Source organism: Sedimentitalea sediminis (assembly GCF_042687825.1).
In the GTDB taxonomy this organism is placed as follows: domain Bacteria; phylum Pseudomonadota; class Alphaproteobacteria; order Rhodobacterales; family Rhodobacteraceae; genus Sedimentitalea.
Map to the genome: position 1 here is coordinate 141,935 of NZ_JBHUQE010000005.1, position 24,551 is coordinate 166,485.

Genomic DNA, 24,551 nt, shown 5'->3' on the forward strand with positions numbered 1-24,551 from the left:
CCCGGCGGGGCAGCGCGGACATGCAACGCATGTCCGCGCTGCCCCGCCCCGGCACAAGCGTTTGTCCTGAAAGCCCGCCTCTTGTCCAATTCCACCGACATCGACGCTCTGATCGAACTGATGGCCAAGCTGCCCGGTCTCGGCCCCCGTTCGGCACGGCGCGCGGTACTGCATCTGATCCGCAAAAGAGCGCTGTTGCTGACACCGCTGGCGGACACATTGGCGATTGTCGCGGAAACTGCACGGGAATGTCTGAATTGCGGTAATATCGGCACCACCGATATCTGCGATATCTGCCGTTCGGAAAAACGCGCCAATGGCGAATTGTGCGTGGTCGAGGACGTGGCCGATCTGTGGGCAATGGAGCGATCCGGCGTGTTCAAGGGGCGCTATCACGTTCTGGGCGGCACCCTGTCGGCCTTGGATTCGATCGGCCCGGACGAGTTGCGCATTCCGCGCCTGGTGAACCGGGTGGCCACAGAAGCCGTCAGCGAGGTGATTCTGGCGCTGAACGCAACCGTGGACGGGCAGACCACGGCGCATTACATCGCCGACCAGCTGGCAGGGCGGGTGCGCCTGACATCGCTTGCCCAGGGTGTGCCGATCGGCGGCGAACTGGACTATCTCGACGACGGTACGATCTCTGCCGCGCTGAACGCGCGCAGGGATGTATGACCGCTGGGATCTGACATCCTGATGTGCTGTCCGAGCCACGATGGGCATGGCTGGCGTTGCCGGTCCGTTTCCAGCCGGACCCGGCGCAATCGACAGGGGCTCTGGACGAGTTTGCGAAAGTATAGTTGCAGCGCCGTTTGGACCTGTCCCGGCTTCGGGCGCGGGAACTCAGATCAGGTCGTGGCCTGCTCTGTCCATTGATAGTCGGTTTCATTTTTCCAGAGCGTCAGCATGGGCACGGCGATTTTGCCGGCCGTCGCGACCGCCGCCTTGCGGAAACCGCGCCGTCCGGCCAGTCGCACGGCCCCGCTTTTCAACCGCCAGAAGCGTTTCACCCGGTGGCTCACGCATGACCCCGACGCAAGCAATAGCCCGCGCATCGCACCGTCACCGCATTTCGAGACGCGCCCCGACCAATCCCCCGCGCCAGACTTATGCCGCCTTGGCGTCAGCCCAAGAAAAGCGCCCACATCCGACGTCCGGCTGAACCGACCGGGATCATCAACCAGAGCGACGAAGCTGCGCGCATTGACCGAACCGACACCGGGGAGTGTCATCAGGCGGCGCGCGACAGGATGGGCCATGGCCCGCAGAACCGGGTCGGATTCGCCTGCTGCCGCCAGCTGATCGCGGAACGCCTGCCTCTGTCGCCCCTGGCCAATGCCGATCATACGGATGCCGAAGGTTTTGAGGACGCCACGGATGTGACCTACGAGGTCCTTGCGCAGCCGGATCAACCTTTCACGGGCACCGACAAGGCACCGCGGCCGGCCGGCCTCTGCGCTGCGGATATGCACCGCAGTAAACCAGCCGGTTCGGGCGCGCTGCGCCACCCCTTCGGCATCGGCGGCGTCAGACTTGTTGAGCCGGTCCGCAAGGCGCTTGCGCGCATCGATGCAGGTGGCCGGGAGCCCGAGCCGCGTCATTCCGCGCTGCGGCCGGATCGACCGCATCCCACCCTCATGCACGATCCGGCGCGGTATGAGCGACCGGTTTCGAAACCAGCCTGCCACCCCCTCGGGATCGGACGGGCAGGCACCGTGCGCGATCGTCTGGCCATCACGATCCACAACACAGATCGACATCTCTTTCAGCGAAACATCCAGGCCCGCATCGTGTTCCATAGGTCGTTCGCCTCACGGCTTTTATCCGCGAGGCCGACATACCGGACCGCGTTCGCCCCCGGAGAGCGGCCGCCGCAATCCCACCATGTCTTGTGAAGACCACCTTCCCCGGGCGCAGCCCGCCACCGTAAACCATTGCGATTGATGAAGATAACTCCGCTCAAAACGCGTCTGTCATCGACCCGAGGCTTGCCGTGGGACTTGGGAAGGAAAGGCGCCAGACGCGCCCTCTGCGCGTCCGTCAGCCGGAAAAGATCAGACATGTTCACCGCTCGCTTTTCAAACCGTGACTCACGCGGCCAGACGAAAACCAATGAGGCCTGGGTCAAGAAATTGCGGGCGTTCCATGTTCCCGGCGCTCAACAGGGGGCAAATTCGGCCAGGGTCCGCAAGTTGTGCTTGAGACCCGGTCGGACACGGCCCTGGCCAAATCGGGCAACGGCGCCGGGCCGGCCTTGGTCCGTTCGTGATTGCCGGCGACATCGGCAATTGCGGTGTTCCCGGGCACTTCCGGAGCGAAAACGGCATGCGGGCTCGCCATATCCGCGTTCGCATTGCACAATCCGGATCTGTTTGGGGGCACTTGTGGCGGCGACTGCAGCACCACAAGCTACGACAGGAAAGCTGGTGCGGGCCGTGCGGCGACGACACCTCTGGGACTGACCTTCGGTGAAACTTGGATGCTGGAGGACGAATATGCGCCAGGCACCCGCATTGGCGCCTTAACGCCGGTCTTTCGGACAGCCGGCGGCCATGACATCCGTTCAAAGGGGCATTCGTGCCGTTATTCCCTGACACCGCTTCACCCCGGACGCCGGCCCGCCGCCTGTCGGCAACGGGCCCGTTAATCCCAGAGCGGCGCGCACCGCATCAAACGCGAGGCTGATCGTCGTCCTCGTCGTCCTCGCTATCACCTGCCGGCAGGTTGAAGAAGCTGTCGGCATCCACGATGCCATCGTCCTTGTCTTCCTCGTCGTCGCCGTGATCGACCACATCCATCGACCCGCCGAGAGTAAAGGTTTCCAGCCCCTCGATGGCGGTCGGGATCTTCGGTTCGGTCTCCATGCCCAGCGACTGCTCGGTGCTGACCAGCTTGCGGCGCTCGTCATCGCTCATGACCACGCCCTCGGCGGCCTTTTTGGCGGCGGCCTTTTGCACGGCGGCGTCCAGCTCGGACTGTTTGCACAGCCCCAGCGCCACCGGGTCGATGGGCTGGATATTGGCAATGTTCCAGTGCGTGCGCTCGCGAATGGCCTGGATCGTCGGCTTGGTGGTGCCGACCAGCTTGCTGATCTGACCGTCGCTCAGTTCCGGGTGAAACTTGACCAGCCACAGGATCGAGGCCGGACGGTCCTGACGCTTGGACAGCGGTGTATAACGCGGCCCACGGCGTTTTTCCTCGCCCACCGCGGCAGCATTGAACTTCAGCTTGAGCTTGTGCAGAGGATTGGCCTGGGCGTTATCGATTTCCTGTTGCGTCAGCTGGTTGTTGGCAACCGGATCAAACCCCTTGACCCCGGCGGCAACGTCGCCATCGGCGATGCCCTGCACCTCGAGTTCGTGCATGCCGACGAAATCGGCAATCTGCTTGAAACTGATCGTCGTGTTGTCGACCAGCCAAACGGCGGTCGCCTTGGCCATGATCGGCTTTGCCATGCGCTTTTCTCCTATCTCCAAATGGCCGACAAATCTTTCCCGACGCCTGCCGGAGCAGGCAGCCTTGGCGTGCAAGGCGGGTTACCGTTGTCGGGGAACTTGCGCTCTATATAGTCAGCAGGACACCATAAGGGAAGAGCCGAATGCATCGCCTTGTTTACGTGCTGATCTTGGGCCTGTGGGCAGGAACCGCCCAGGCCCGGGACGACAAGGCCGGTCAGTTCGACTATTATGTGCTCAGCCTCAGTTGGTCGCCCAACTGGTGTGCGGTCACGGGCGATGCGCAACAGTCGGACCAATGCGATACACGGCACGATCACGGCTGGATCCTGCACGGGCTGTGGCCGCAATTCCACCGGGGCTATCCCTCGTATTGCCGCACCGTCGAACGACCGCCCTCGCGGAGCATGACCGCCGGCATGGCCGACATCATGGGCACTCCGGGTCTGGCGTGGCACCAGTGGAAAAAACACGGCACCTGTTCCGGGCTGTCAGCGGCCGCCTATTTCGAGCTGTCGCGGCGGGCCTATGGGTTGATCACCCGCCCCCGCGTCTTTCGCCAGCTTGACGAAACCGTGCGCCTGCCCGCGGCGGTGGTCGAAAAGGCGTTTCTGCAGGCCAATCCCGGACTGACCCCGGACATGCTGACCATCACCTGCAAGAACGGCCACATCCAGGAGGCCCGCCTGTGCCTGTCCCGCGCTTTAACGCCGGTGCCCTGTGGTCAGGACGCGGTGCGCGATTGCAGTGCACGGGATGCGATCCTTACGCCGGTGCGATAAGCTCAGAACTGGCCGTCCTGGCATTTGCGCGCATAATCCAATGCCTTGGCCGACCCGGAAAGATCGATCGCCATCACCGGCTGTCCCGCCGGGCTGTAGACAGTCATGCCGGCACTCTGGGCGATCGACCGGATGAACGCGCGATCCTTGAAAAAGACCCCGGCACCCGGCACCTTGTTCAGGTAAAATCCTGTCGCCACGGCAGGATAGCTCTTGCCGTCCAGCTCAAACCGGATGTCATAGGTCTTGCCATCCTCGATCTGACCCCAAGCATCGTTGAAGACCACGAAATAACCACGGTTCTCGGTGGCGTCATAGCCGATACGGACCACCGAAAGATCCTCGTACACGGTCTGGATCAGACAGCCATTGCCAAATGACGGGTCCATCATCACGTTCCAGCCGGACACGAACCCCTTGTCGATCAGACCCTGTGCGCCGGCCGATCCGGCCGCCAGAAACATCGCTGCCGCCGTCAGAATGCCAGTCAGGGTTTTCATCGCCGCTCTCCTCTGATGTGGCCGTTTCCTGCGGCCGGTCCGGTCCGGATATCACGGGTGCCGGTCCATGCCCACCGGGTTGCCGGCCCCTTTCGCGCCAATCTCGCCCCGCCTGTACAAGCGGCAGAAAAAAATCGGCCCTTGCAGGGGCCGATTTCTGAATGTCTGTATGTGGTCGGGTGCCAATCAGGCCTTTTTACGGCGGCGCAGCGCGGCGATGCCCCCCAGACCGGTCAGCAGCAGCAGGCCCGCAGCAGGCACCGGCACGGCAGAAACCGTCACCAGATCCTGACCGCTTTCCGAATCCAGGAAGGTGACCTGATATCCGCCCATGGCGGAACCACCATGCACGCCGCCCAGGAAATCATTGGCCGCAGCCAGAACGTCACCGCTGGCGGAATTCACTTTGAAATCTCCGCTGGTCAGATCGAAACCGTTATCGGAATCCTCGACGATTTCCCACAGCGCCAACTGGAAACCGGCGGCCGTGCTGGCATCGGAGATGCTGGAATACCCGGTGGTGAACAGCTTGTCGATATTCGCCACGACCGGGTTGGTGAACAGGGCGTTGTTAATCGTGTAGGGGCCGGGCAGACCATTGCTCAGGTTGTGGGCAAGGTCCACGCAAAACGCAACGAAATCGCCAAAGCCGGCATCGCCGGTCAAACGGAAGGCACCGGCACGGGCACTGATGGTGCGGGTGGGTCCGGTGACGTTGACGGCGCTGGACCAGTTCGGAGTTCCAAAGGCGCTCGAACCCTGCTTGGTCACGTTGACGGTGTTGGCGCTTGCCGCGCCCGCGCAGGATGCCGCGACGAAAGCCGCAGCCAGAATAGATTTTTTCATGATGAGTATCTTTCCCTTTAACGGCTGGAGCGGGCCAGCGCAGTCACTCACAAACACCCGACAAACATTGCCGGGTTCAGTTAGAGGTGCCACAGGTCTTTAACAGTTTCAAGAAAATTTTCCCTTTTCACGAACTTTACGTCGCGTTTTCATGGCATTGACAATGCCCTACAGCATGACTGTTGCCATTTCCCGACCAGTTCTCGGGAATTCCGCCGACAGTTTCCCGGCCATTCTCGGTTCTCCGGTTCTCCGGGAGTAAAGAGGGCCGCGACGCGGTCAATTGCCCGTTTCCGATGGCGCGCAATGCCAAGACGCCCGCCGCCATGCGCCCTCAAACTCCGGGCCACCATGTGGACCCGCCGAGCCGCCCGGCCTGAGCCCGCAAGTGCCGGCCAGCCTGCCCGGCCACGGCGAGCGCTGCCGCGCGCCCGTCAATCCGCGCAGGCGGCGGTGACGATGATCTCGACCTTCAGGTCGGCGCGGGCCAGCTTTGCCTCGCCGCAGGCCCGTGCCGGAGCATGCCCCACCGGCACCCAGGCATCCCAGACCGCATTCATCTCTGCGAAGTCCGCCATGTCGGCCAGCCACACAATCGCCTGCAACATGTCCTGCCGGGACGATCCGGCGCGGGTCAATAATGAGTCGACGCGTGACAGGCAATCTCGGGTTTGCTCGGCCACCGTGGCGCCGTCGCCGACTTGGCCGCACAGATACGCCACGCCGTTATGCTTGACGATCTTGCTCATGCGGGAACCGGTTTCGATACGTTCGATCATGTCTTGTCCTCTGTCAGCGTGCCGGGAGCTTGCGGGGCGGTCAGGGCCGCCAGTTCGCCCAACGTGACCGGTTTCAGCGGCGGGCGAATGCGGAAATATCCGGTTTCGTCCTGCGTGGCACCATTTGCCTCGGACAGCAAGTTGGTGACCGTCAATCCGCAATACCGCCCCTGACAGGGACCCATCCCGGCACGGCCAAAGGCCTTGGCCTGGTTCGGCCCGCGACACCCTCGCGCGGCCTGCCGGCGGATCTCGCCGGCCGTGACCTCTTCGCAGCGGCAGATCGTGGTCGTGTCCGCCGGGCGCAAGGCCTCTGGGGCGGGTGGATAGGCCGTGTCCAGAAACGGCCGGATCGCCCGCTCGCGATGCAGTGCCCGGCGCAATCCGACGGCTTGGTCATCCCGTTCCGCCAAGGTGATCCGACCCAGATCGCGGGCAATGTCCAATGCGGCCAGCCGACCGGCCACAGCCGCCACCGCGGCACCGCCAATGCCCGCACCGTCGCCCGCGACATGGACCGTACGCAGGTTGCTGCGGCCCCAGGCGTCGAGTTCTGGCACGAAACACGCCTGCTGCGCCTCCCAGCGATGGGCAATGCCGATCGAACGCGCGGCCTGTGTGTTGGGTACCACGCCGTGATGCAGCAAGACGGTCTCGCAATCCAGCCGATGCACGGCGCTGCCGGCGGTAAAGCGGACCGCTTCGGCGCGCTCTTTACCTTCGATCGTGATGCCGCTGACCCCGGTATAGCGGGGCACGCCGGCGCGACGGATTTCGCGCAGCATCGACACCCCCTTGAGCAGATACCGCCAGCCGCGCAGTGCACCGGCAACATGCCGCAGACCGCGCAATGTATCGGCGCGGGTCTGGGTCTCGACCAGCGCCACGGGCGGCACACCGGCCCGGACCATCTGGGCCGCGATCAGATAGAGCAGCGGCCCCGCACCGACCAGAACCGCCCGGCGCGGCAGGACGCCGGATTGCTTGAGCAGGATCTGCGCCGCCCCTGCGGTCATCACCCCGGGCCGCGTCCAGCCCGGCAGCGGCATCGGGCGCTCCAGCGCGCCGGTGGCAATCAGGATGTGTCTGGCCTGTATCGCGCCGCCGCCATCGCCGCCGGTATAGTGGATGCGGCAGCCCTCTTCGATCGCCCAGACAACGGCACCATGGATGTGATTGATCCTGTCCTGCGACAGCGCGGCGGTCAGGCGGCGGCCTGCCAGATAATCCGACCCCAGCAGATCGCCCCGCAGCGGGCCGACCCGGTCTACGTCGCGATAGATCTGCCCACCGGGCTGGGCCTGTTCATCCAGCAGGATCACGTTCAGCCCCGCCGCGGCAGCGGTATCGGCGGCGGCCATGCCCGCCGGGCCGGCGCCGATGATGACCAGATCAGTCTGCCGCATGGCGATTCTCGCGGTCGATACCGGGACGCGTCAGGCGCAGACCCGCACACACCTGCATCATACAGGCCTGCCGATTCACGCCCTCGTGCTGAACGAGACAGTCAAAACAGGCCCCCATCATGCAATAGGGTGCGCGCGGAGCGCCGGATACCGCAGTATGGCGGAACACCCCGACCCCGGCAGCCAAAAGCGCGGCGGCCAGATTTGCACCGTCGGGCAGCTGCAGATCCTGGCCATCAAAGCGGACCGGCACCAGCGGGCGGTTCTCGCCCAGTTCAAGAAATGGCGAATCGCTGTTCACTGAACACCTCCAGATCCGGGGCGGCGGGGCCGCGTTCCAGCCAGTCCGGCAGGAACCGCGCATGCGCCGCGGCCAGCGTGATGCCGCTGTGACAGGTAACCAGAAAGGCGCCGGGCATCTCGGAGCTTTCCTGATAGATAGGCAGCCCGTCGGGCGTGAGAATGCGCAACGCGCCCCAACTGCGCACGAGCTGCGCCCGGGCCAGTGCCGGATAAGCGGCGATCGCCTCGGCAGCGAGGCCAGAAAGGCCCGGCTGGCTGACCCCGTCATCCAGACCTGCCTCTTCGTTGGTGGCGCCGATCTGCACGCCACCCTCGTCGACCTGCCGGGCGATCAGCGAAGGGCGATTGATCAGTTTCGGCAGCTTTTCGGTAATCAGCACCTGACCGCGCTGCGGGCGGATCGGCGCCACAAAGCCCAGCTTTGGCCCCAGGGTCATGGCCCCCAGACCGGCGGACAGGATAACCCGGTCCGCCAAGACCCGGGCGCCGTCGGCGCAGGACACGGTAAAGATGTCGGACCGCGTGACGCCGGTCACGGTCTTGCCGGTCAGCACGCGCCCGCCCAGACGCCGGACATCTTCGGCCAGGGCACGCAACAGGCGCAGCGGGTTCACATGCCCGTCCTGGTGATGCAGGATCGCGCCAACGACCTTCCGTCCGATCTCGGGTTCCTCGCGGCGCAGCGCGTTGCGGCCCAGCACTTCGAACGGATAGTCCCCGCCCAGCTTGTCCTTGAGTACGCGGTATTTCGCGACCGTCGCCTCGAGCGTCGCCTCGGAGAAATGAAGATCGTAGCCGCCACGCTGTTCCAGCGCCAGATCGCTGCCGGTCGCGTCGCTCAGTTCGGTCGCGAACGCGGCCCAGGCGGCGGCGGATTGCTGGGACCAGCTGGCATAGCGCGGCTGGGCCATGCCCTTGGACTGAACCCAGACCAGACCGAAATTCCCCCGGCTGGCACGGAAACTGCCGTCATCACCATCCAGAAGGATGACGCGGCGCCCGCGTTTTAAAAGGCCCCACGCCACGGACAACCCGACAACGCCGCCACCGATGATTGCGTAATCTGCCTCCACGGAATGTTCCTTGTGTTGCGGGTTGACGGAATCCCGGCGGCAACGTGCCGCCGCCGGGCAGGATCGTGTCAGACCAGATTATTCGGCGATCTTGTCCAGAATGCCCTGGCCCCATTCGGCGCCGACATCTTCCAGAACCACGGGCCAGACCTCGGCGCGGACCTTTTCGGCCATTGCAGCCAGTTGTTCATCGGTCAGCTCGACCAGATTGGTGCCCAGTTCGTCCACCAGGCGCTGTTCCCATGCGCCCTGCTCTTCCTGAGCCACGGTCCAGCGGGTTGCCTCAAAGTCGATCGCAGCGGCCTTCAGAGCCTCCTGATCCTCGGCATCCAGCTCGGCCAGCGAGCCGTTCGAGATGATCATGTACCAGACCTCGAAATGCGTGTTCGCCGGCACATAGGCCTTGGTCACATCGCGGAACGAGGCATAATACCCCTCGGCCCCCGATCCGATGACCCCGTCGACGACCCCGGTCTGCACCGAGGTGAAGGCCTCGGAAAACGGGATCGGCGCCGGGATATAGCCCAGGGCTTCGCCGGTCAGCTGAAAGCTCTTGATGCCGGGCACGCGCACCTTGATGCCGTTGGACTGCGAGGGATCGCCGGGGCTGACCGGGTCGGTGTTCAGCGAAATGCCGCCGAAATAGACCGGATAGGCGGCCAGCATGGTGATGTCCTGGTTGGCATAAAGCTCGGCCATGGCCTGGCGCACGACGCCGTCCGGGCCATAAATCTTGTGCGCCTCCTCCCAGTTGCTGGCCAGAAACGGGAACGAACTGATCTGCATGCGGCGCTCAACCCCGGTGGCCGCCGGCTGGGTGGCCATGTCGATCGCGCCGACCGAGATGCGTTCCTGCACGGTGGTATAGTCACCCAGAGCCGAGGCCGCGAAGATCTTGATGTTCACATCGCCGCCGGTTGCCTCGGTCACCGTTTCCGAAAAGGCGTGCAGTTCCTTGTCGATGGTGGTGTCCTGGGGGCGCACGTGGCTCATCTTGAGGTCCGCAGCCGAAGCGACGCCCGAAAAGGCCAAAAGCGAGGCAGCGGTAGAGCAGAGCAGAAAACGTTTCATCGAAGTTTCTCCTGGTTGGTTCGTTTTGGGTGGGTTCAATAGCCGAACACGCGCGGCAGATAGAGCGAGAGATCGGGCCAGAGCGAGGTCAGAAACACGACCGGCACATAACCGGTGACAATCAACAGCATCGCCGGCGGGATGACCTTGGTCACCTTGACCTTGCCGATCCGGGCGCCGAGGTAGAGGATCGAGGCATAGGGCGGGGTGACACCGCCCATGGCCGTGTTGACCCCCATGATGGCCGCAAACTGGACCGGCGAGACACCGATGGCCTGCATTAGGGGCAGCAGCAGCGGCGCAATCAGGATGATGGCGGTCACGTCGTTCACCACCATGCCGACCAGAAACAGCAGGATATTGATCAGGATCAACAGGATAACCTTGTTGTCGGTGATCTCGAAGATCGAAGAGACGATGGCCTGAGGAATGCTTTCCAGCACGAACATCTGGCTCAGGATCATCGAGAACAGGATCATCAGCATGATCGCGCCCACTGCGGTCGAGGCCTCTTTGCCGGCCTGCAGAAAGCTCTCCCAGCGCAGACCCTTGTAGATCAGGAACCCGACGGGAATGGCATAGATCACGGCAACCGCGGCCGCCTCGGTCGGCGTCATGATGCCGCCATAGATACCGCCCAGGATGATCACCGGCATCAGCAGCGCCGGCGTGGCATTGAACCCACGCCGAGCGACCTCGCCGGAAAGCTCGCTGAAGGTCGGCTTGTCATCCAGAACCAGATCGAACTTTCGGCTCATCCACAGGTTCATCAACGAAAAATTGAACATGATCAGCAGGCCGGGACCCAAGGTGGCCAGGAAACAGGCCAGGATCGAGGTGTCGGTGACCCAGCCATAGACGATCATGGTGACCGACGGCGGTATCAGCAGGCCCAGGATCGACGAATTGGCAATCAGCGCGGTGGCGTATTCGCGGGGATAGCCGCGTTTCTCCATCTCGGGGATCAGCAGCGGACCGATGGCCGCAATGCCGGTCAGGCCCGATCCCGAAATCGCGCCGATGATGGCGCAGCTGACCGCCGCCACGACTCCAAGGCCGCCGCGTACATGGCCGATAAAGACGTTGACGAACCGCAACAGCGAAGCGGCGATGCCGCTTTCGGACATGATCGTCCCGGCCAGAACGAACAGCGGAATGGCCAGCAGAACCGGGTTGGACAATTGCTGGAACCCCCAGAGCATGTTGCCCTTCATGGTCACGTCGCCGGCGAAATACATCACCATCAACGCGCCGCCGAAACAATAGGGCAACGGCACACCCAGCGTCAGGAACAGGACCAGAATGGCGATGGCAAGCAGAGCGACTTCGATCATTGGACCTTCTCCCGACGCAGGCTTTTCAGGTGACGCCAAAGATGGCTGGCGGTGTAGAGCATCATCAGGGCCAGCCCGACGGTCAGGGCCACATCCGAATAAAAAGTGGGAATGTAGAGGGTCGGGCTTTCCTTCCAGACCCGCCAGGCATAGCGGGTGAAATCCCAGGCCCAACTGAGCAGCCACAGCCCGACGATCAGGCTGATCACCTCGCCGATGATCGCCAGGATCGTGTGCGCCCGGGTGGTGTCCAGAAAGATTTCCAGCACGTTGGCGCGAATATGGTTGTCCTCGCGCGAGGCATTCACGGCGCCCAGGATGTAGAGCCACAGGGTGGGATAGGCCATGGTTTCCTCAAGCCCCATCACCGGCACCTGCAACACATAACGGGTGATCACCTGCACGAACTGGCCAAAGGCCACGATGCAGATCAGCCCCGTCAGCAGGTATTTCGAAAATCTGTCCATCGCTTCCCCCCGCGCCACAATCCGGACGCCTGTCTATTCCTCCCATTTACAAGAGCATAAAATCAAATTAGAAAAACAGCTAAGTCCATAAGGAAATTTTATATGCCTGCGATGAACCTGACCTTTCGTCAGCTCAACACCTTTCGCGAGGTCATCCGCAGCGGGTCGATTTCACAGGCCGCGCGCCTTCTGGGACGCACCCAGCCTGCGGTCAGCGCGATGATCGCCGGGCTTGAGGCCGAACTGGGCTTTCTGCTGTTCCGCCGCGAGCATGGCAAATTGACCCCGACCCCCGAGGCGCGATATTTTTTCGAGGAATGCGAAGATATCCTGACGCGGCTCGAACGCACCAAACGCACGATGCGCGGTATTTCCCAGCTCGAGGCGGGCCGGCTGCGGATCGCCTGTCATCCGGCTGCGTCGGGCTTTTTCCTGCCGCGCGCGCTGACGGCGTTTCTGTCCGGCCGGCCCGGCATCGAGACCTCGCTGATGATGCGTTCGTCGGCGGTCATCGAAGATCTGGTGGCATCGCAGCAATTCGATGTCGGTTTCGCCGAGTCGCCAGCGCCGCGCACCTCGATCCGGCAACGCGATTTCGATCTGGAATGCGTCTGCGTCATGCCGCTGGACGATCCGTTGGCGACAGCCGGCACGATCACGCCGCAGGATCTGGACGGGGCCGATCTGGCGATGTTGTTTGCCGAACACGCGACGACCCGGCAAACCGTCAGCGCCTTTGAGGCGGCGGGCTGCTCTTTTCGCCGGAGATTCGAACTGCAGACCTATTTACCCGGCCTGCATTTCGTCGCGGCCGGTCAGTGCCGGATGATCTGCGACATGATCACCGCCCACAGCCAGCTTGATCGCGCCGAGGCCCCGCCCGGGATCGCGATCCGACCCTTTGCCCCGAGAATCGTCAACCCGGTGTCCATCCTGACCCCGGCCCATACCACGCAGTCGGTCGTCGCCCGGGCGTTCTGCGATCACCTTGCCGAGCAGATCGCACGCATGCAGCGCGAGATGCAGCACCGGCTGGCCCAGCGGGGCGCCACCGGTGGCCTTTCCTGACCTTTCGTCCGGCTCGCTTTGGCCCTCGATCTCATCCTCCATCCGACCGGCCACCGTCTCTGCTGCGTTTCCGCCCTGCCCCGCGCCGATGCGTGCCCGGAAAGCTTCGGGACCTTTTGGCGCCGCGCGCTGATACGGCGCGCCGCATGCCGAATGGGCTGAAAGACACCAGACGGCGGCATCCCCCCATTGTTGCATGGAGGCTCCGGTTTCGGATCGGGATCAGCCGCCCTGACCGGCCGCCTCGGCCCGGCGAAACTGCAGTTCCGGCGGCGCGTCGCCGAGCGGTGCAAGCTCGTGTACCATCGGCGTTCCATCCGCCAGCAGCCCGGACGCGTCAAAGTTCAGCCGCCGCCCCTGATGCAGGCGCGTCCAGCCCAGCAGGGCGCCATCATCGGACCATGAAAACCGGTCGCTCCAGTCCGCCGACCAATGCAGCACCGGGTCATAGGCGACACCGCGTCCCAGCGCGTCATAGTCGATAAGCTCTAGCCGCATGCGGCCATCCCGCCCGGCGCGGTACTGCCGGTGCTGATGCGTCGGAAAGCTGACCGAGACGATGGCCGGGGCACTGTCGCTGCGGCCGTTCCAGACAAAGACGCCGATATCGACCCGCGACGAGTCGCGTACCGTTTCATCGGTGGGGCCGCGTCGGGGCAGCACAAAGGGATCGTGCCAGCGCAGCGTGATGCGCGCACGCGCACCCCTCGCACCGATCGGTTCGATCTGCACCCTTTCAGGGTCACCGCGCAGCAGAACCCAGTCAAACCGCAGATCGCGGCCGTTCGGATCCTCGGTCGCCTCGGCGCTGATCAGCATTTGGCGCTGCCAGTCATAGCCGCGCCAGATCCGGGCAATGGCCGAGGGCGTGGTAAAAAGATGTTCGTCCCGCTGCGCCAGTCCGGCGCGCGTCTGGAAATCTTCCTGCAGGACCCGCAGGCGCACGACCGGCGGAATGTCTTCGGGGCGCAGTGCCGCAGCCTGTCCGATCATCCGCCCCGGGCGCAGCCATTCCGCCTGAAACACGGTCGGGTGGGCCAAGGCCGACAGGTATTGCGCGCGCGAACTCACCAGCGTCAGGTTCCGCCGCAGGATCATCTGCACCGTGGGCGCAACCAGCCCGGCCGCCTCGAGCGCCGTGCGCGTATCGGCGGGAAAGGCCGCCAGGGTCATCGCCACCGCCTGCAGAAAGGGCATGTCCGAATGCGACGAGCCCTGGCTGATGATCGTATAGGGCCAGTTGGCCGGGAAAAGATCGGTGGCGTCATGGTCGTGATGTTCGGGATAGATATAGATGCTGTTGGCGCGATAGTCGCGATAGGCCGCCGCAGCACCGCCATTCATCGTCATCGCCAGCCGCGCCTGGCTGCGCGGTTGCCGGCCCCAGGTCAGGGCTGTCGAGGAATTGCCGAAGACCAGGGCCGGAAACAGGATGCGCCCGGCCAACCCGTAATCCAGCCCCGCATCGATCAGGTCCTGATCATAGGTCAGAAAGGTCAGGTTGGGAAACATGTCCCGGGACAGGATCGAATGGCTCCGGTCGCGGTTTTCATAGAGCAATCCGCCAAACCCGGCGGAAATGCCGCGCGATACCAGCCCCTGCAACTGGCGGGCCGCGAGCGCCGTCAAACGGGGGTCGACCACCGGCAGCGCAGGATCGGCTGGCAACCCGGCGATATCCGGCGCGATCAGAGGACCAGAGCCAAGGCGCCGCAGGTCGCGTTCCGACAGGGTGACATCGGCGGCCCGGACCGTGTCGGCCGGCATCCAAACCAGCGACAGCACCAGCAGCACGCGTCCCACCCATGGCGATATCCCACCGCGGTCGCGGCGCGGCGCTGCTGGCGGTGTGGCCCCGGGATCGGTGCTGTTGCCCAGATCGGTCATGACAGAGTTGTGCCGCGAGCCGCCCAGCCGATGCAAGGGCCGCACCGGTGAATTCCGGCGCGGCACGGCCACGGTCGCTTCGCAAAAGGTGGCGGGTCGGACCGAAACCGGCTTGAAAACACACAGTTCTTTGCGCAACCCCTTGTCGTTTGCACGACCACGGGTCAAACAAATGACATGAACCGGCAGGACAAGACCGCGATTCGAGCCGAGCGCCAGCCTGCCGGGACCTGGTGGCCGGCGCTGGTCGTTCTGATCGTCCTGATCGTGACCTGCAGCGTCGAACTGACCCTGCAAGCCGCAGATCAGGGATGGATCGGCACGCCCCGTTGGCGCGGCCTTGCCTATCAGAACGGCGCTTTCTGGACCGGGTTGCTGGACAACTGGAAACCGAACTACAGCGCACAGCCCTGGCTGATGTTTCTCACCTACCAGGGATTGCATGCCAGCCTGGCGCATCTGTTGGGCAACATGCTGGTGCTGGTCCTGGTCGGCCGCATCCTGGTGCCCCGCGTCGGCCAGCTGTGGTTTGCCGCGATCTACCTGGTGTCGGGCATTGGCGGCGGGCTTGGCTTTGCCCTGCTGGCCGACAGCGCGCAACCGATGGTCGGCGCCTCGGGCGCGTTGTTCGGGCTGGTCGGCGCCTGGAAATGGCAGGATTGGTTTTTTACCTCGCAACAGGGTTTCAGCCGGAAATCGCTGGTGCTGGATGTGATCGGGCTGATCGTCCTGAACGTTCTGCTGTGGGTGGTTCAGGACGGACAACTGGCCTGGGAAGCGCATCTGGGCGGTTTTCTGACGGGATGGCTGGCAGCCACTCTGATCATCCCGCGCAAGGATTCGGGCAACGGCTGACAGATTCGCGCGCCGCCCGGTCCGGCAATCGCATTGTTGCGGCAAAAGGCGCAGTACTCACACTACTAAAGCATTGTTTCCAGAGTCGATACAGATTGTCGGAAAATCATGGTAAACATTTATACTTTAACGGTAATTACTTGAAAACCTCGCTTATCTATGCGCTATTTAGGTACACATGAACGCTCTCGAACGAAATGGCGTAGTACGTCGGAACACCAGGTAACGAATGGAATTGAGTATGTTTGAAGGACTGAAAAAACTTCGGTTGGCGGCCGCCGTCGCATTGGCAACAGTGGCGAGCCAGTCGGAAGCGCTGACAATCAAATTGTACGACGCCGGGTCGGACACGACTGTTAAGATCACCGACGGCAGCGCGCTGGACACGCTTGCAGAGGTCGGCAAGATCAGCACAGGGACCGTGTTCATCGGCGGCTCGTCGCTGCAGCTGTCCACGGCCTTTGTCAAGGATGCGGACGGAAAGTCCTCGCTGCGCATTACGGCGACGGACGTGGCCGCGTCTGATCTGGGCATTCTCAAGATCAACGTATTCCACGACGATTTCCAGGCAGCCGCGGCCAACCCGATGCTGTCCAACGTTCAATTCACGATGAACGCCAGCGATCTGTCGGACAACGGCAAGGTCAAGGGCATGGCGCTGGCGGGCGGTCAGGCCACCGGCCCCTACGAATTCATCGCCGCCACCAGCGACACGATTTCGCAAAAAACCATGGTCGCGCTGGACAACCCGTTCTCGATGCAGATCAACACGGTCATCTCCTCGGGAACGAACGTGACTTATGACGCGACGCTGGTCGCAGCCGTGCCGGTCCCTGCAGCGGGTCTTCTGCTGCTGACCGCGCTGGGTGGTCTGGGTCTTGCCCGGCGCCGCAAGGCTGCCTGAGCTCGGAGCGCATAATCCAAAACGGAAAGGGGCCACTGTGGCCCCTTTTTTCTGTGGCAAGCGCAGAAAGAGCATGCAGGCCCATTCCGGGCGGCTGTGCGTCCGCAGACCCCGGGTGAAACAGGAACTCATCCAGCTGATCGGCGGCATTTCTGACGCAAGCTTCGGCGGTTTTGGCTGCATGGGTCCTCAAAGAATACGCGACCCGGGGCGATGTCTAGCGGCTGACCTGCCACGGGATTTGTCCTCCACCGTCGATTAGAGCCCGCCCCAACTTGAGGACGGACAATGAAGCGAACGAGAGTCACGGACGAGCAGATTGCGGGTCAACGTTTGAACGACAGGCTCCATGCCTCATTCTGATTCACATGGGCCGGAAAATCAGCTAGATTGTTGGTGCGTCTGATACAAAGGGCCGGACTAAAACACCGAGCGCCCGCACCCGGCCTTGGATTCCCAGACCGCGGCTGACTACGCCCGAACCCTGATCACCGCAATCGCCCGCCCCGCCGCGCGAGATGAAAGCTCCGCGCGTCGGGCGATTGCTGAACCTGCGCCGATCGGCGTAAACACAAAACGGGCTCCGGTCGCGGCTGGATGAAAGTTCAGTGGCAGGTCACGGCAACGACGCTTCTGTGGGATGCGACGGCCAAGAAACTATCCTTAACGAGGCCAAAGGAGGGCGAAATGGTCTCCAACATCGTCCACGTTTCCAGGTCGTTGTTAGAAGCTGGAGTGATACCAATAAGATAACTGAAGTTCTGGTGCCCCCACACGGACTCGAACCGCGGACCTACTGATTACAAATGCCTTGGGCTAGACGCTAACCGTTTGTTGCCAAAGCATTAGTCTTCGAAGGCATTTGGCATTACAAGGATGTAACAAGTTTTCAGAAGCATCGCTTGCTTTGCTGGACCAAAGGCAATCATGGGACGCCGTTACAAAAAACCTAATTTTCGAACCGTCATGTCGGGCAACGTTACCGAAGAGGACGGGCGCGTCTACCTCTATGGCTCAGAGGAAGTTGGCCCAGTGCAACTAGAAAGCCGTTTTCACTTCTTCAAGTCCGAGTTGTCACCAGACGCGTGGGAACGTGTCCGGAAACGGCACAAGCTGTCAAAGAAGGTGAGGCACACCTGCTATTCTCACGGCGTGCGCAAAGGAGAAGGGCGCGGCGTTGGCCCGTGGGTGTCGCCGACGTTTCAAATTCAGTGGGCCTACCCACCGGAGAATTTCTGACCAATGTAATTTGTCGGTAGGACCGCACAAAGCGTTGAGCATCGCGGCATATTGTGTGCATATTGATGCTGAGGCACGATATGCAGCATGGACACTCTTTCTCGGCAAGAACGCTCGAAGCGTATGTCCTTGGTTCGCGGACGCGACACCAAGCCGGAAATGCGTGTCCGTCGCCTAACCCACGCATTGGGATACCGTTACCGTCTGCATCGTCGAGATCTACCCGGCAAACCAGACCTAGTGTTCGGGCAGCGGCGCAAGGTGATTTTCGTTCATGGTTGCTTCTGGCATCGTCACCCCGATCCCGTCTGCAAACTCGCACGCCTTCCGACATCGCGACTGGACTTCTGGTTGCCAAAACTGGAAGGCAACCGGGAGCGAGACGAGCGGAACAACGCGATGTTAACTGAGATGGGTTGGGATGTGCTGGAAATTTGGGAATGTGAGACTGCCGACGTGGATGCGCTGGCCAAGAAGATAAAAGGATTTCTGGGATGAGATCAGTCGAGTTGTTCGCGGGCGCGGGAGGCCTCGGGTTGGGGGTCGGCAATGCCGGGTTCACCCATGAGGCCGTCGTGGAGATTGATCGCTGGGCCTGTGACACGCTGGCCGAGAATACCGACTGGCCGCTCCACGGCTGGGACAAGGGCGACGTGCGGCGGTTCGACTACGCACCGCTCAAGGGCAAGGTGAACCTCGTCACCGGAGGCCCGCCCTGCCAGCCGTTCTCGATGGGCGGCAGGCATCGCGCCTTCCTCGATCCGCGCGACATGTTTCCAGAAGCTGCCCGCGCTGTGCGCGAGTTGCGGCCCGAGGCCTTCATCTTCGAGAACGTGAAAGGCCTCAAGCGTCAGGCATTCACGAACTACCTCGAATACATCCGCCTGCGTCTGCGCCACCCTGACCTGACGCCGCACGATGGCGAGGAATGGCTTGACCACCTCAAGCGGCTTGAGGACTACGAGACCAGCGGCGCAAGCGGTGGGTTGCTCTACAACGTCGTGATCCGCCTCCTGAACGCTGCCGACTACGGCGTGCCGCAGAAGCGTGAGCGGGTTTTCATCGTCGGTATCCGTGACGATCTCGCGACCGCGTTCCACTTCCCCGATGCCACACATTCGCAAGACGCGCTGCTTTGGGCGAAGTGGCGTAGCGGTGAATACTGGACGCGTCACGGCATCGCCCCCGTTCCGAACGAGCGGGAGCAGGCCCGTGCTGCGCGCTTGAAGGACAAGCCGCGCGAGTTGCCGTGGCAGACAGTGCGCGACGCCTTGCAGGACATTCCTGATCCTGAGTTCGACCCCAAGGAAGCGGCCAAGGTGGTCGATCATCGGTTTATCCCCGGCGCGCGTTCCTATCCGGGGCACACAGGAAGCCCGCTGGATGAACCAGCGAAGACCCTCAAGGCGGGCGTGCATGGCGTGCCGGGTGGCGAGAATATGCTGCGCCGTCCCGATGGTTCGATCCGCTATTTCTCAGAAAGAGAGAGTGCCCGCATTCAGACATTTCCCGACGATTTCCGTTTCCACGGATCATGGACGGAAACGATGCGGCAATTGGGGAATGCGGTGCCTGTTCGCCTAGCTGAGGTTGTTGCCAAATCAGTGCGGGAACAGATACTAAAGTCACATGAGAAAAGTGACGCCTTACAATCCCTTGGACAAGCAGCACCTAGCCGAAAGCGCGGCAGGCGCGCTGCTGAGGCAGGAACCTGAGGCGCTTCCACCAGAGCCGTTCGAGGGTGCGGGCATTTATGCCATATATTACCTAGGCGAATTCGACGCATACCAACCGCTTGCGGAAATCAATCGCGAGCGGATGGAAGCACCGATATACGTCGGCAAGGCCGATCCCAAAGGCGGTCGACGCGGCGGCGATTGGGACGCGCCCGCTGGTCCTGCTCTATCTGACCGGTTGCGAAAACATTCGACCTCGGTGACGCAGGCCGACAACCTCAACGTGAACGACTTCTGTTGCCGCTACCTCGTCCTAGACGATGTGTGGGTCAGGATGGCGGAACGGATGCTAATCTCGTGGTATCGCCCACTATGGAATGTCGTGGTTGATGGGTTCGGCAACAATGATCCCGGCAAACGCCGCGCGACTCAGTATCGGTCGCCTTGGGACATTCTGCACCCAGGTCGTCCTTGGTCAGTCAAGTTGGCCGAAGGCGAGACGACGGCAGACGACGTGCGCGCCAAGCTCGCCGCGCACTTCGACACCGTGAAAAATAAGTAGACCAACTCTAAGCGTCGCTTCTTCTCGAACGGTCGAGTAAAGTGTCGACCAAGAAACGAAGGTGACCAGCTGTGGAATACAAAATAAAGAAACAAATCGGGCAAGGGACATTCGGAATCGTCGAAGAGGCAACTGACGAAGTCGGTGAGCCATGCGCAATTAAGACGCTCAACCTAAATGCGTTCACCAAGGAACAGTCAGGCGACCTAAAGAAGCGCTTCGAGCGGGAAGTTCGATATCAGGCACAGATCGATCATCCAAATGTCGTGGAAATCATTGATCACAATTTAGACGACAAGACCCCGTGGTTCGTCATGCCGCTAGCGGATGGCAGCCTAAAAGACGACCTCGAAGCAGATAGGACGCTAGGCGGAAATCCTCAAAAGGCACTGTTTGATATTCTGTCCGGCTTGGAGGCCCTCCACAACAAAGGCTTCAAGCATCGTGACCTCAAACCAGCAAACGTTCTGAAATATGTCGATGACGAAGGTGAGGTCTCATACAAAATATCTGACTTCGGCCTCACGACCCCAGGAGCAGGCCAAACAACGACACTGACTGCCTCAAACATGGCGGGTGGAACGCCTCTATATGCCGCTCCTGAATGTGCAAACAACTTTAGGCGCGCAACTGCTCAAGCTGATATCTATTCATTCGGTGCAATATTGCATGATATATTCGGCGGTGGGGCCATGCGAGTACCCCATTCTCGGCTGACCCTCGGAGGGCCGATAGGTCCGATTGTCGAAAAATGCACAGAGTCGAACGCCCGGCGGCGATACCGTTCGGTTGCGGCGCTACGTGAAGCCTTGTTCGAGGTTTTGACAAATGAGGAAATCGAGTTTTACTCCGAGGAAGAAGAAGAGGTAGTAAAAATACTTCGGGAGAATGAAGAGTTAAGTGACGACCAATGGGATCGGGCATTCAATCTGATCGACGAAAACGCCGATAAAGGAGAATCGAATTACAACTTGATGCGCGCCATTTCTAGGCAGCACATAAAGCAATTGTTTGAAGTGGCTCCTGATATGGCGCAGGGTCTTGGCGAGGTATACTCCGACTTTGCAAAACTCCCGGGATTTGATTTTGATTATTGTGACATCATCTCCGACAAGGCACAGATCTTCTACGACTCAGGTGACCTGCAACTGAAAGCAATAATTGCTGTCGCTATGCTGGAATTGGGCACGAGCCATAATAGGTGGCGAGTGGAACGGCAATTCTTGAGAATGGCAGGTCCAGACATTAGTAATGCGCTGGCCGAGCGCATCAAAATTGAAATTGACGTCCAGTCAGTCAACTTCAAAGCGAGAATGAACCACATTGAATGGTCAATTGACGAAACACCCGAAGGCCTACACTCAATCCTAAGGAAGGCCTTGGAGGACGCATGAATTTCTCCTTCGCCAAATTCAGTCTGGGTGGCCCAAAGGGCGGAAACGACGATGACCTTTTGGAGCCATTCTCCAAAGGTGAAACAACATGGGTAGCAGTCGCCGATGGTGTCGGATCATCAAAAAACGGCGGGTTGGCGGCGCGAACATGCCTGAAAGTCATCCGGGAGAAGGCCACGGAAGAAGCGGACATGGACCTCCTTTTTCAACAGTGTTCAGAATCTCTTCGACGACTGTCCGACGATGAAGGCAATCTGGGAAAACTCAGTACTACCTTGACCGTTTTGGCGCTTAGAGATGGTCAGGCTACAGTCGGTCACACTGGCGATAGTCGAGTGACCCATTTTCGGGGTGGTGGTGTCATGGGCAGGACCAAAGACCAAACTGAAGTTCAGCGCCTTTTGGATGAAGGTGCATTGTCACCTCGTCAGGCTCAGCGGTATCCTCGGCGGAATGTCCTTTTGTCGTCGATGTCTTCTAAAGGTGACTACGAACTACTCCGTTCAAACTTCGTCGTCGAAACCGGGGATAGGATTCTGTTATCGACAGATGGCTTTCATTCCAAAATTCTGCGTAAAGAGATGGCGGGAGTGTCACAGAAGGCAGAAACTATTTCCGATTTTCTGAACCAGCTAAAATCTACTTTATTGGAAAGAGGTCTAGACGACGATGCAACGGTCGTTGGGTTAGAAATGCTGAACCCCTAACATTCTTTTCGATTGCCGAAATGAAGCTTACCTCACGGCCCCGCCCAGCAGCGCGTCGCTGACGCGGTTTGGTGGGCTGGCGGGTATGTCGTTGCCTGAAACATGGGGACGCCCAAGAGAGCCGCGAAAAAACCGGATCACTCGTTGAGTTCAACGGGCAATGACCGGCGCAGTTGAAGAGAGCACCAAGAGAGCGCGGGTCAGAACGGGGGTTTCGAGAAGTCTTCGGGCGAGGTCGGATGGCTTTCGGGTTCAGGTCTAGAGGTGTATCCGTAGTACCGTGCCAGTTCCTCTGGGATGTATTCGTGAAGGTCGAGAGCAAGGGCTTTCATGATCGTGTGTCGATCCTTCTTCCACTGCGACGTCCGCTTGGCTTTCGTTTTATCAGGCTCCACGTTACCGCCTAAGCCCGCGAGTAAATCAATCTGGACATGGTGACTGGCCTCGAATACCTCGCGCAGCTTGTTGACGCGGTTGAGCATCGCGGTTTTGCGTCGCCTGTCTTCTTCGGGGTCGCCTGTCAGGCCCCATTTGTTAAATCGTTTGCTGTCTGGTTCCATGTGACGAGCGTCGCACACAACCCAAGCGACAGCAAGGAGTCAGGCCCAGCCGTGCAGCCGATACGAGCCGCTGAGGGTCGTGTCCAGATCGGTTGCAGAAAGGTATGCGAGGGCCGTTGCGATGGCCCGGTCGGCATGGTGGCCTTTTCCACCTCCCTGCAACACGAGGTTGCCCGACGACGTACTGGCGAGTTCAAAGCTGGCGATCTCGTTGAGCAAGTCTTGCTTCCCTTCAAGGTCGTGGGCGACGGTGAGCGCGCCGGTCTCTAGGCCGACGGCCATATTTTCCAGAAGCATCGTTTTCGCAATCTTCACGTCCTTACCGCTGCGGGACATGTTCGCGCCTGCGGTCATGACAACGGCGTGATGCTCGATCCCTGCATTGTCCAAGGTGCTGCTGAATGGTGCGCCGAGGCCCGATGCGTCGATGGCGAGGGACCAGTGCGGAATCTGATTGAGACGCCGCGCGAGAAAATCGGCAAGGTCGGTGTAAGAGTATAGCTGGATGGTCTCTTGGAACACGACGGTGCATTTTCGCAATCCCAATTCCTGCTCGAACCCGCGACCCGTGAACTGCGGATAGCATTCGTCTCGGACCACCACGATTGCCGACGGATCGTTACGGCCAAGGTCCATTCCGACGTGGTGTTTCAGCCAGCCGTGAACGACCGTGCCATAGGCCGCGGGGTCGGCGTTCGATGGCAGGACAACGCGCCCGTCTTTCAGAAATTCGTACTGGGTCATGACAGCTCCAATGCGTTGACGTTCGGGTTGCTTGAGTTTTCGAGCGTGTCCCAAGACAAGAGCGGCGTGCCGCTTCCCACAAACTCGCACAGGTGTTCGCGCCGGAATGTGGTGTCTGACATGGTGGCTTTGTCGAAGGCGACTTGGGCCGCGCGTCGTGGGATGTCGATGGACCTCGCCATGATGCGGCGCACCTGCTTGTTGCCGGTCCACGTTTCATAGAAATAGCCGGTGCGCAGGTTCGGCGTAGACAACAGGAAGATGCGACCTGTCTCGCGCCTCATAGGGAAGAAGGCCGTCAGAGCATCGTCGTCGAGGAAGCACGCCTCGTCCGCAATGATAGTGTCCGCCGTCATCCCGCGTGCCTGATCGGTTGCAGGCACAACGATGATCCGGCCACCATGCGATGGGTGCGCCTCAAGTTCCGTCTGCGTCTGGCGCACGATGGGCGGGCAAAAGGGATCTGTGTTCTTGAATTCCAGGATCCGGCGGAACAATTCCGTCGATTGCCGCAGGCTGGGGGCCGTCAAGATCACCGTCTTGCCCTGCGAGAAATCGTCATAGCCGAGACCACCCGCAGAGGTCGATTTGCCCGACTGTCGCCCGCACAAGGCGAGCACCATTCGGTCCGCCTCGTTTAAACGCGGATCGGTGGACAGAAGCGTTTTCTGCCAAGGGTCCGGCTCACCGATAGCCAGACGGAACCGCTCGACCGGATCAAGGCTGACCGTCAGGCCTTGAAGGAAAGACAGAAGGTGCTGGTCCATTGTCATGGGCGTTCAGGACGACCCGGCCACCGCGTCGCGGGTTTCAGCATCCGTCGCGCGGCCAACTCGGACAGGAGTTTGACAACGATGGGCTGCGCGGAATCGAAGTGTTTGCGCACATCGCTCGGGCTTTCGAGATCGACCTTTTCGAGTTGGTTCACGATCCCGACGG

At 61.2% G+C, this 24,551-nt stretch carries 27 protein-coding genes and 2 pseudogenes; 12 read left to right on the top strand and 17 right to left on the bottom strand.

The features are described 5' to 3' along the window. Positions 1 to 81: 81 nt before the first annotated feature. On the top strand, positions 82 to 675 hold the full coding sequence (gene recR / locus ACFMPD_RS06400) for a recombination mediator RecR (RefSeq protein ID WP_380992965.1): 594 nt from the start codon (positions 82 to 84) through the stop codon (positions 673 to 675). Between the two features lie 173 nt (positions 676 to 848). On the opposite strand, the gene ACFMPD_RS06405 is transcribed toward recR, so the two are convergent. The 3 genes and pseudogenes from ACFMPD_RS06405 to ACFMPD_RS06415 form a co-directional block, all read right to left on the bottom strand. Then, complete coding sequence (locus tag ACFMPD_RS06405) at positions 849 to 1,799, bottom strand: IS110 family RNA-guided transposase (protein WP_380992966.1); 951 nt, start codon at positions 1,797 to 1,799, stop codon at positions 849 to 851. An 85-nt stretch (positions 1,800 to 1,884) separates the two neighbouring features. Further along, positions 1,885 to 2,062, bottom strand: a pseudogene (locus ACFMPD_RS06410) (transposase); the annotation flags it as partial. Positions 2,063 to 2,669: 607 nt separating this feature from the next. Next, positions 2,670 to 3,455 (bottom strand): DUF1013 domain-containing protein, encoded by a 786-nt coding sequence (locus ACFMPD_RS06415; RefSeq protein WP_380992967.1) that lies wholly within the window; start codon positions 3,453 to 3,455, stop codon positions 2,670 to 2,672. Between the two features lie 143 nt (positions 3,456 to 3,598). On the opposite strand from ACFMPD_RS06415, the gene ACFMPD_RS06420 reads away from it, so the two are divergent. Continuing rightward, positions 3,599 to 4,237, top strand: coding sequence for a ribonuclease T2 family protein (locus tag ACFMPD_RS06420; RefSeq protein ID WP_380992968.1), 639 nt, complete (start codon positions 3,599 to 3,601; stop codon positions 4,235 to 4,237). A gap of 2 nt (positions 4,238 to 4,239) precedes the next feature. On the opposite strand, the gene ACFMPD_RS06425 is transcribed toward ACFMPD_RS06420, so the two are convergent. From ACFMPD_RS06425 to ACFMPD_RS06465, 9 genes are all read right to left on the bottom strand, one after another. Continuing rightward, positions 4,240 to 4,737 carry a hypothetical protein gene (locus ACFMPD_RS06425; protein ID WP_380992969.1) on the bottom strand — a complete coding sequence of 166 codons (498 nt, stop codon included), beginning with the start codon at positions 4,735 to 4,737 and terminating at the stop codon, positions 4,240 to 4,242. Positions 4,738 to 4,923: 186 nt separating this feature from the next. Next, positions 4,924 to 5,583, bottom strand: a complete 660-nt coding sequence (locus ACFMPD_RS06430) for a VPLPA-CTERM sorting domain-containing protein (protein ID WP_380992970.1) — start codon at positions 5,581 to 5,583, stop codon at positions 4,924 to 4,926. Between the two features lie 434 nt (positions 5,584 to 6,017). Beyond that, positions 6,018 to 6,362, bottom strand: a complete 345-nt coding sequence (locus tag ACFMPD_RS06435) for a RidA family protein (protein WP_380992971.1) — start codon at positions 6,360 to 6,362, stop codon at positions 6,018 to 6,020. Further along, on the bottom strand, positions 6,359 to 7,768 hold the full coding sequence (locus ACFMPD_RS06440; protein ID WP_380992972.1) for an FAD/NAD(P)-dependent oxidoreductase: 1,410 nt from the start codon (positions 7,766 to 7,768) through the stop codon (positions 6,359 to 6,361). The genes ACFMPD_RS06435 and ACFMPD_RS06440 overlap by 4 nt, the downstream gene beginning before the upstream one ends. Continuing rightward, the gene (locus ACFMPD_RS06445) at positions 7,755 to 8,069 is read right to left on the bottom strand and encodes a 2Fe-2S iron-sulfur cluster-binding protein (protein WP_380992973.1); all 315 of its coding nucleotides are present in this window, start codon (positions 8,067 to 8,069) and stop codon (positions 7,755 to 7,757) included. The genes ACFMPD_RS06440 and ACFMPD_RS06445 overlap by 14 nt, the downstream gene beginning before the upstream one ends. Continuing rightward, entirely contained in the window at positions 8,044 to 9,144 is a 1,101-nt protein-coding gene (locus ACFMPD_RS06450) for an NAD(P)/FAD-dependent oxidoreductase (RefSeq protein ID WP_380992974.1), read from the bottom strand. Before ACFMPD_RS06450 ends, ACFMPD_RS06445 begins: the two co-directional genes overlap by 26 nt. A 78-nt stretch (positions 9,145 to 9,222) precedes the next feature. After that, a complete protein-coding gene (gene dctP, locus ACFMPD_RS06455; RefSeq protein WP_380992975.1) occupies positions 9,223 to 10,215 on the bottom strand; it encodes a TRAP transporter substrate-binding protein DctP in 993 nt (330 codons plus the stop codon). 35 nt (positions 10,216 to 10,250) lie between these two features. Beyond that, on the bottom strand, positions 10,251 to 11,549 hold the full coding sequence (locus tag ACFMPD_RS06460) for a TRAP transporter large permease (protein ID WP_380992976.1): 1,299 nt from the start codon (positions 11,547 to 11,549) through the stop codon (positions 10,251 to 10,253). Then, complete coding sequence (locus ACFMPD_RS06465) at positions 11,546 to 12,016, bottom strand: TRAP transporter small permease (RefSeq protein ID WP_380992977.1); 471 nt, start codon at positions 12,014 to 12,016, stop codon at positions 11,546 to 11,548. The genes ACFMPD_RS06460 and ACFMPD_RS06465 overlap by 4 nt, the downstream gene beginning before the upstream one ends. 102 nt (positions 12,017 to 12,118) lie before the next feature. On the opposite strand from ACFMPD_RS06465, the gene ACFMPD_RS06470 reads away from it, so the two are divergent. After that, a complete protein-coding gene (locus tag ACFMPD_RS06470; RefSeq protein ID WP_380992978.1) occupies positions 12,119 to 13,084 on the top strand; it encodes a LysR family transcriptional regulator in 966 nt (321 codons plus the stop codon). Positions 13,085 to 13,306: 222 nt separating this feature from the next. Here the strand turns inward: ACFMPD_RS06470 and ACFMPD_RS06475 are convergent, their stop codons facing one another. Further along, the gene (locus ACFMPD_RS06475) at positions 13,307 to 14,971 is read right to left on the bottom strand and encodes a hypothetical protein (protein ID WP_380992979.1); all 1,665 of its coding nucleotides are present in this window, start codon (positions 14,969 to 14,971) and stop codon (positions 13,307 to 13,309) included. A gap of 177 nt (positions 14,972 to 15,148) precedes the next feature. Here ACFMPD_RS06475 and ACFMPD_RS06480 point away from each other — a divergent pair, with 177 nt between their 5' ends. The 9 genes and pseudogenes from ACFMPD_RS06480 (at position 15,149) to ACFMPD_RS06520 (ending at position 22,308) form a co-directional block, all read left to right on the top strand. Next, a complete protein-coding gene (locus ACFMPD_RS06480; protein ID WP_380992980.1) occupies positions 15,149 to 15,826 on the top strand; it encodes a rhomboid family intramembrane serine protease in 678 nt (225 codons plus the stop codon). 241 nt (positions 15,827 to 16,067) lie between these two features. Next, positions 16,068 to 16,730: a VPLPA-CTERM sorting domain-containing protein gene (locus tag ACFMPD_RS06485; protein ID WP_380992981.1), complete on the top strand. Its 663-nt coding sequence runs from the start codon at positions 16,068 to 16,070 to the stop codon at positions 16,728 to 16,730. Between the two features lie 424 nt (positions 16,731 to 17,154). Next, positions 17,155 to 17,331: pseudogene (locus ACFMPD_RS06490) on the top strand (IS3 family transposase); the annotation flags it as partial. 326 nt (positions 17,332 to 17,657) lie between these two features. Continuing rightward, complete coding sequence (locus ACFMPD_RS06495; RefSeq protein WP_380992982.1) at positions 17,658 to 17,969, top strand: hypothetical protein; 312 nt, start codon at positions 17,658 to 17,660, stop codon at positions 17,967 to 17,969. An 87-nt stretch (positions 17,970 to 18,056) separates the two neighbouring features. Next, positions 18,057 to 18,467, top strand: coding sequence for a very short patch repair endonuclease (locus tag ACFMPD_RS06500; protein ID WP_380992983.1), 411 nt, complete (start codon positions 18,057 to 18,059; stop codon positions 18,465 to 18,467). Further along, positions 18,464 to 19,684 carry a DNA cytosine methyltransferase gene (locus tag ACFMPD_RS06505; protein WP_380992984.1) on the top strand — a complete coding sequence of 407 codons (1,221 nt, stop codon included), beginning with the start codon at positions 18,464 to 18,466 and terminating at the stop codon, positions 19,682 to 19,684. The genes ACFMPD_RS06500 and ACFMPD_RS06505 overlap by 4 nt, the downstream gene beginning before the upstream one ends. Then, positions 19,626 to 20,207, top strand: a complete 582-nt coding sequence (locus ACFMPD_RS06510) for an Eco29kI family restriction endonuclease (protein WP_380992985.1) — start codon at positions 19,626 to 19,628, stop codon at positions 20,205 to 20,207. Before ACFMPD_RS06505 ends, ACFMPD_RS06510 begins: the two co-directional genes overlap by 59 nt. A 71-nt stretch (positions 20,208 to 20,278) precedes the next feature. After that, positions 20,279 to 21,601: a serine/threonine-protein kinase gene (locus ACFMPD_RS06515; RefSeq protein WP_380992986.1), complete on the top strand. Its 1,323-nt coding sequence runs from the start codon at positions 20,279 to 20,281 to the stop codon at positions 21,599 to 21,601. After that, positions 21,598 to 22,308, top strand: a complete 711-nt coding sequence (locus ACFMPD_RS06520; RefSeq protein WP_380992987.1) for a PP2C family protein-serine/threonine phosphatase — start codon at positions 21,598 to 21,600, stop codon at positions 22,306 to 22,308. The genes ACFMPD_RS06515 and ACFMPD_RS06520 overlap by 4 nt, the downstream gene beginning before the upstream one ends. A gap of 200 nt (positions 22,309 to 22,508) precedes the next feature. On the opposite strand, the gene ACFMPD_RS06525 is transcribed toward ACFMPD_RS06520, so the two are convergent. From ACFMPD_RS06525 to ACFMPD_RS06540, 4 genes are read right to left on the bottom strand one after another with little or no spacing between them, the layout of a single operon-like run. After that, the gene (locus tag ACFMPD_RS06525; RefSeq protein WP_380992988.1) at positions 22,509 to 22,868 is read right to left on the bottom strand and encodes a hypothetical protein; all 360 of its coding nucleotides are present in this window, start codon (positions 22,866 to 22,868) and stop codon (positions 22,509 to 22,511) included. Between the two features lie 39 nt (positions 22,869 to 22,907). Beyond that, on the bottom strand, positions 22,908 to 23,612 hold the full coding sequence (locus ACFMPD_RS06530; RefSeq protein ID WP_380992989.1) for a hypothetical protein: 705 nt from the start codon (positions 23,610 to 23,612) through the stop codon (positions 22,908 to 22,910). Next, a complete protein-coding gene (locus ACFMPD_RS06535) occupies positions 23,609 to 24,385 on the bottom strand; it encodes a terminase large subunit domain-containing protein (protein WP_380992990.1) in 777 nt (258 codons plus the stop codon). The genes ACFMPD_RS06530 and ACFMPD_RS06535 overlap by 4 nt, the downstream gene beginning before the upstream one ends. After that, a complete protein-coding gene (locus ACFMPD_RS06540; protein ID WP_380992991.1) occupies positions 24,382 to 24,540 on the bottom strand; it encodes a hypothetical protein in 159 nt (52 codons plus the stop codon). The genes ACFMPD_RS06535 and ACFMPD_RS06540 overlap by 4 nt, the downstream gene beginning before the upstream one ends. Between the last annotated feature and the right edge of the window lie 11 nt (positions 24,541 to 24,551).

What these genes read in the sequence shown, in the direction of transcription:
- ACFMPD_RS06435 (WP_380992971.1), bottom strand. Translation starts at nt 6,362, where the DNA reads ATGATCGAACGTATCGAAACCGGTTCCCGCATGAGCAAGATCGTCAAG.
- ACFMPD_RS06475 (WP_380992979.1), bottom strand. Translation starts at nt 14,971, where the DNA reads ATGACCGATCTGGGCAACAGCACCGATCCCGGGGCCACACCGCCAGCA.
- ACFMPD_RS06495 (WP_380992982.1), top strand. Translation starts at nt 17,658, where the DNA reads ATGGGACGCCGTTACAAAAAACCTAATTTTCGAACCGTCATGTCGGGC.
- ACFMPD_RS06460 (WP_380992976.1), bottom strand. Translation starts at nt 11,549, where the DNA reads ATGATCGAAGTCGCTCTGCTTGCCATCGCCATTCTGGTCCTGTTCCTG.
- ACFMPD_RS06535 (WP_380992990.1), bottom strand. Translation starts at nt 24,385, where the DNA reads ATGACAATGGACCAGCACCTTCTGTCTTTCCTTCAAGGCCTGACGGTC.
- ACFMPD_RS06480 (WP_380992980.1), top strand. Translation starts at nt 15,149, where the DNA reads ATGAACCGGCAGGACAAGACCGCGATTCGAGCCGAGCGCCAGCCTGCC.
- ACFMPD_RS06465 (WP_380992977.1), bottom strand. Translation starts at nt 12,016, where the DNA reads ATGGACAGATTTTCGAAATACCTGCTGACGGGGCTGATCTGCATCGTG.
- ACFMPD_RS06430 (WP_380992970.1), bottom strand. Translation starts at nt 5,583, where the DNA reads ATGAAAAAATCTATTCTGGCTGCGGCTTTCGTCGCGGCATCCTGCGCG.
- ACFMPD_RS06520 (WP_380992987.1), top strand. Translation starts at nt 21,598, where the DNA reads ATGAATTTCTCCTTCGCCAAATTCAGTCTGGGTGGCCCAAAGGGCGGA.
- ACFMPD_RS06405 (WP_380992966.1), bottom strand. Translation starts at nt 1,799, where the DNA reads ATGGAACACGATGCGGGCCTGGATGTTTCGCTGAAAGAGATGTCGATC.
- ACFMPD_RS06440 (WP_380992972.1), bottom strand. Translation starts at nt 7,768, where the DNA reads ATGCGGCAGACTGATCTGGTCATCATCGGCGCCGGCCCGGCGGGCATG.
- ACFMPD_RS06425 (WP_380992969.1), bottom strand. Translation starts at nt 4,737, where the DNA reads ATGAAAACCCTGACTGGCATTCTGACGGCGGCAGCGATGTTTCTGGCG.
- ACFMPD_RS06420 (WP_380992968.1), top strand. Translation starts at nt 3,599, where the DNA reads ATGCATCGCCTTGTTTACGTGCTGATCTTGGGCCTGTGGGCAGGAACC.
- ACFMPD_RS06415 (WP_380992967.1), bottom strand. Translation starts at nt 3,455, where the DNA reads ATGGCAAAGCCGATCATGGCCAAGGCGACCGCCGTTTGGCTGGTCGAC.
- ACFMPD_RS06485 (WP_380992981.1), top strand. Translation starts at nt 16,068, where the DNA reads ATGTTTGAAGGACTGAAAAAACTTCGGTTGGCGGCCGCCGTCGCATTG.
- ACFMPD_RS06500 (WP_380992983.1), top strand. Translation starts at nt 18,057, where the DNA reads ATGGACACTCTTTCTCGGCAAGAACGCTCGAAGCGTATGTCCTTGGTT.
- dctP (WP_380992975.1), bottom strand. Translation starts at nt 10,215, where the DNA reads ATGAAACGTTTTCTGCTCTGCTCTACCGCTGCCTCGCTTTTGGCCTTT.
- ACFMPD_RS06530 (WP_380992989.1), bottom strand. Translation starts at nt 23,612, where the DNA reads ATGACCCAGTACGAATTTCTGAAAGACGGGCGCGTTGTCCTGCCATCG.
- ACFMPD_RS06505 (WP_380992984.1), top strand. Translation starts at nt 18,464, where the DNA reads ATGAGATCAGTCGAGTTGTTCGCGGGCGCGGGAGGCCTCGGGTTGGGG.
- ACFMPD_RS06470 (WP_380992978.1), top strand. Translation starts at nt 12,119, where the DNA reads ATGCCTGCGATGAACCTGACCTTTCGTCAGCTCAACACCTTTCGCGAG.
- ACFMPD_RS06525 (WP_380992988.1), bottom strand. Translation starts at nt 22,868, where the DNA reads ATGGAACCAGACAGCAAACGATTTAACAAATGGGGCCTGACAGGCGAC.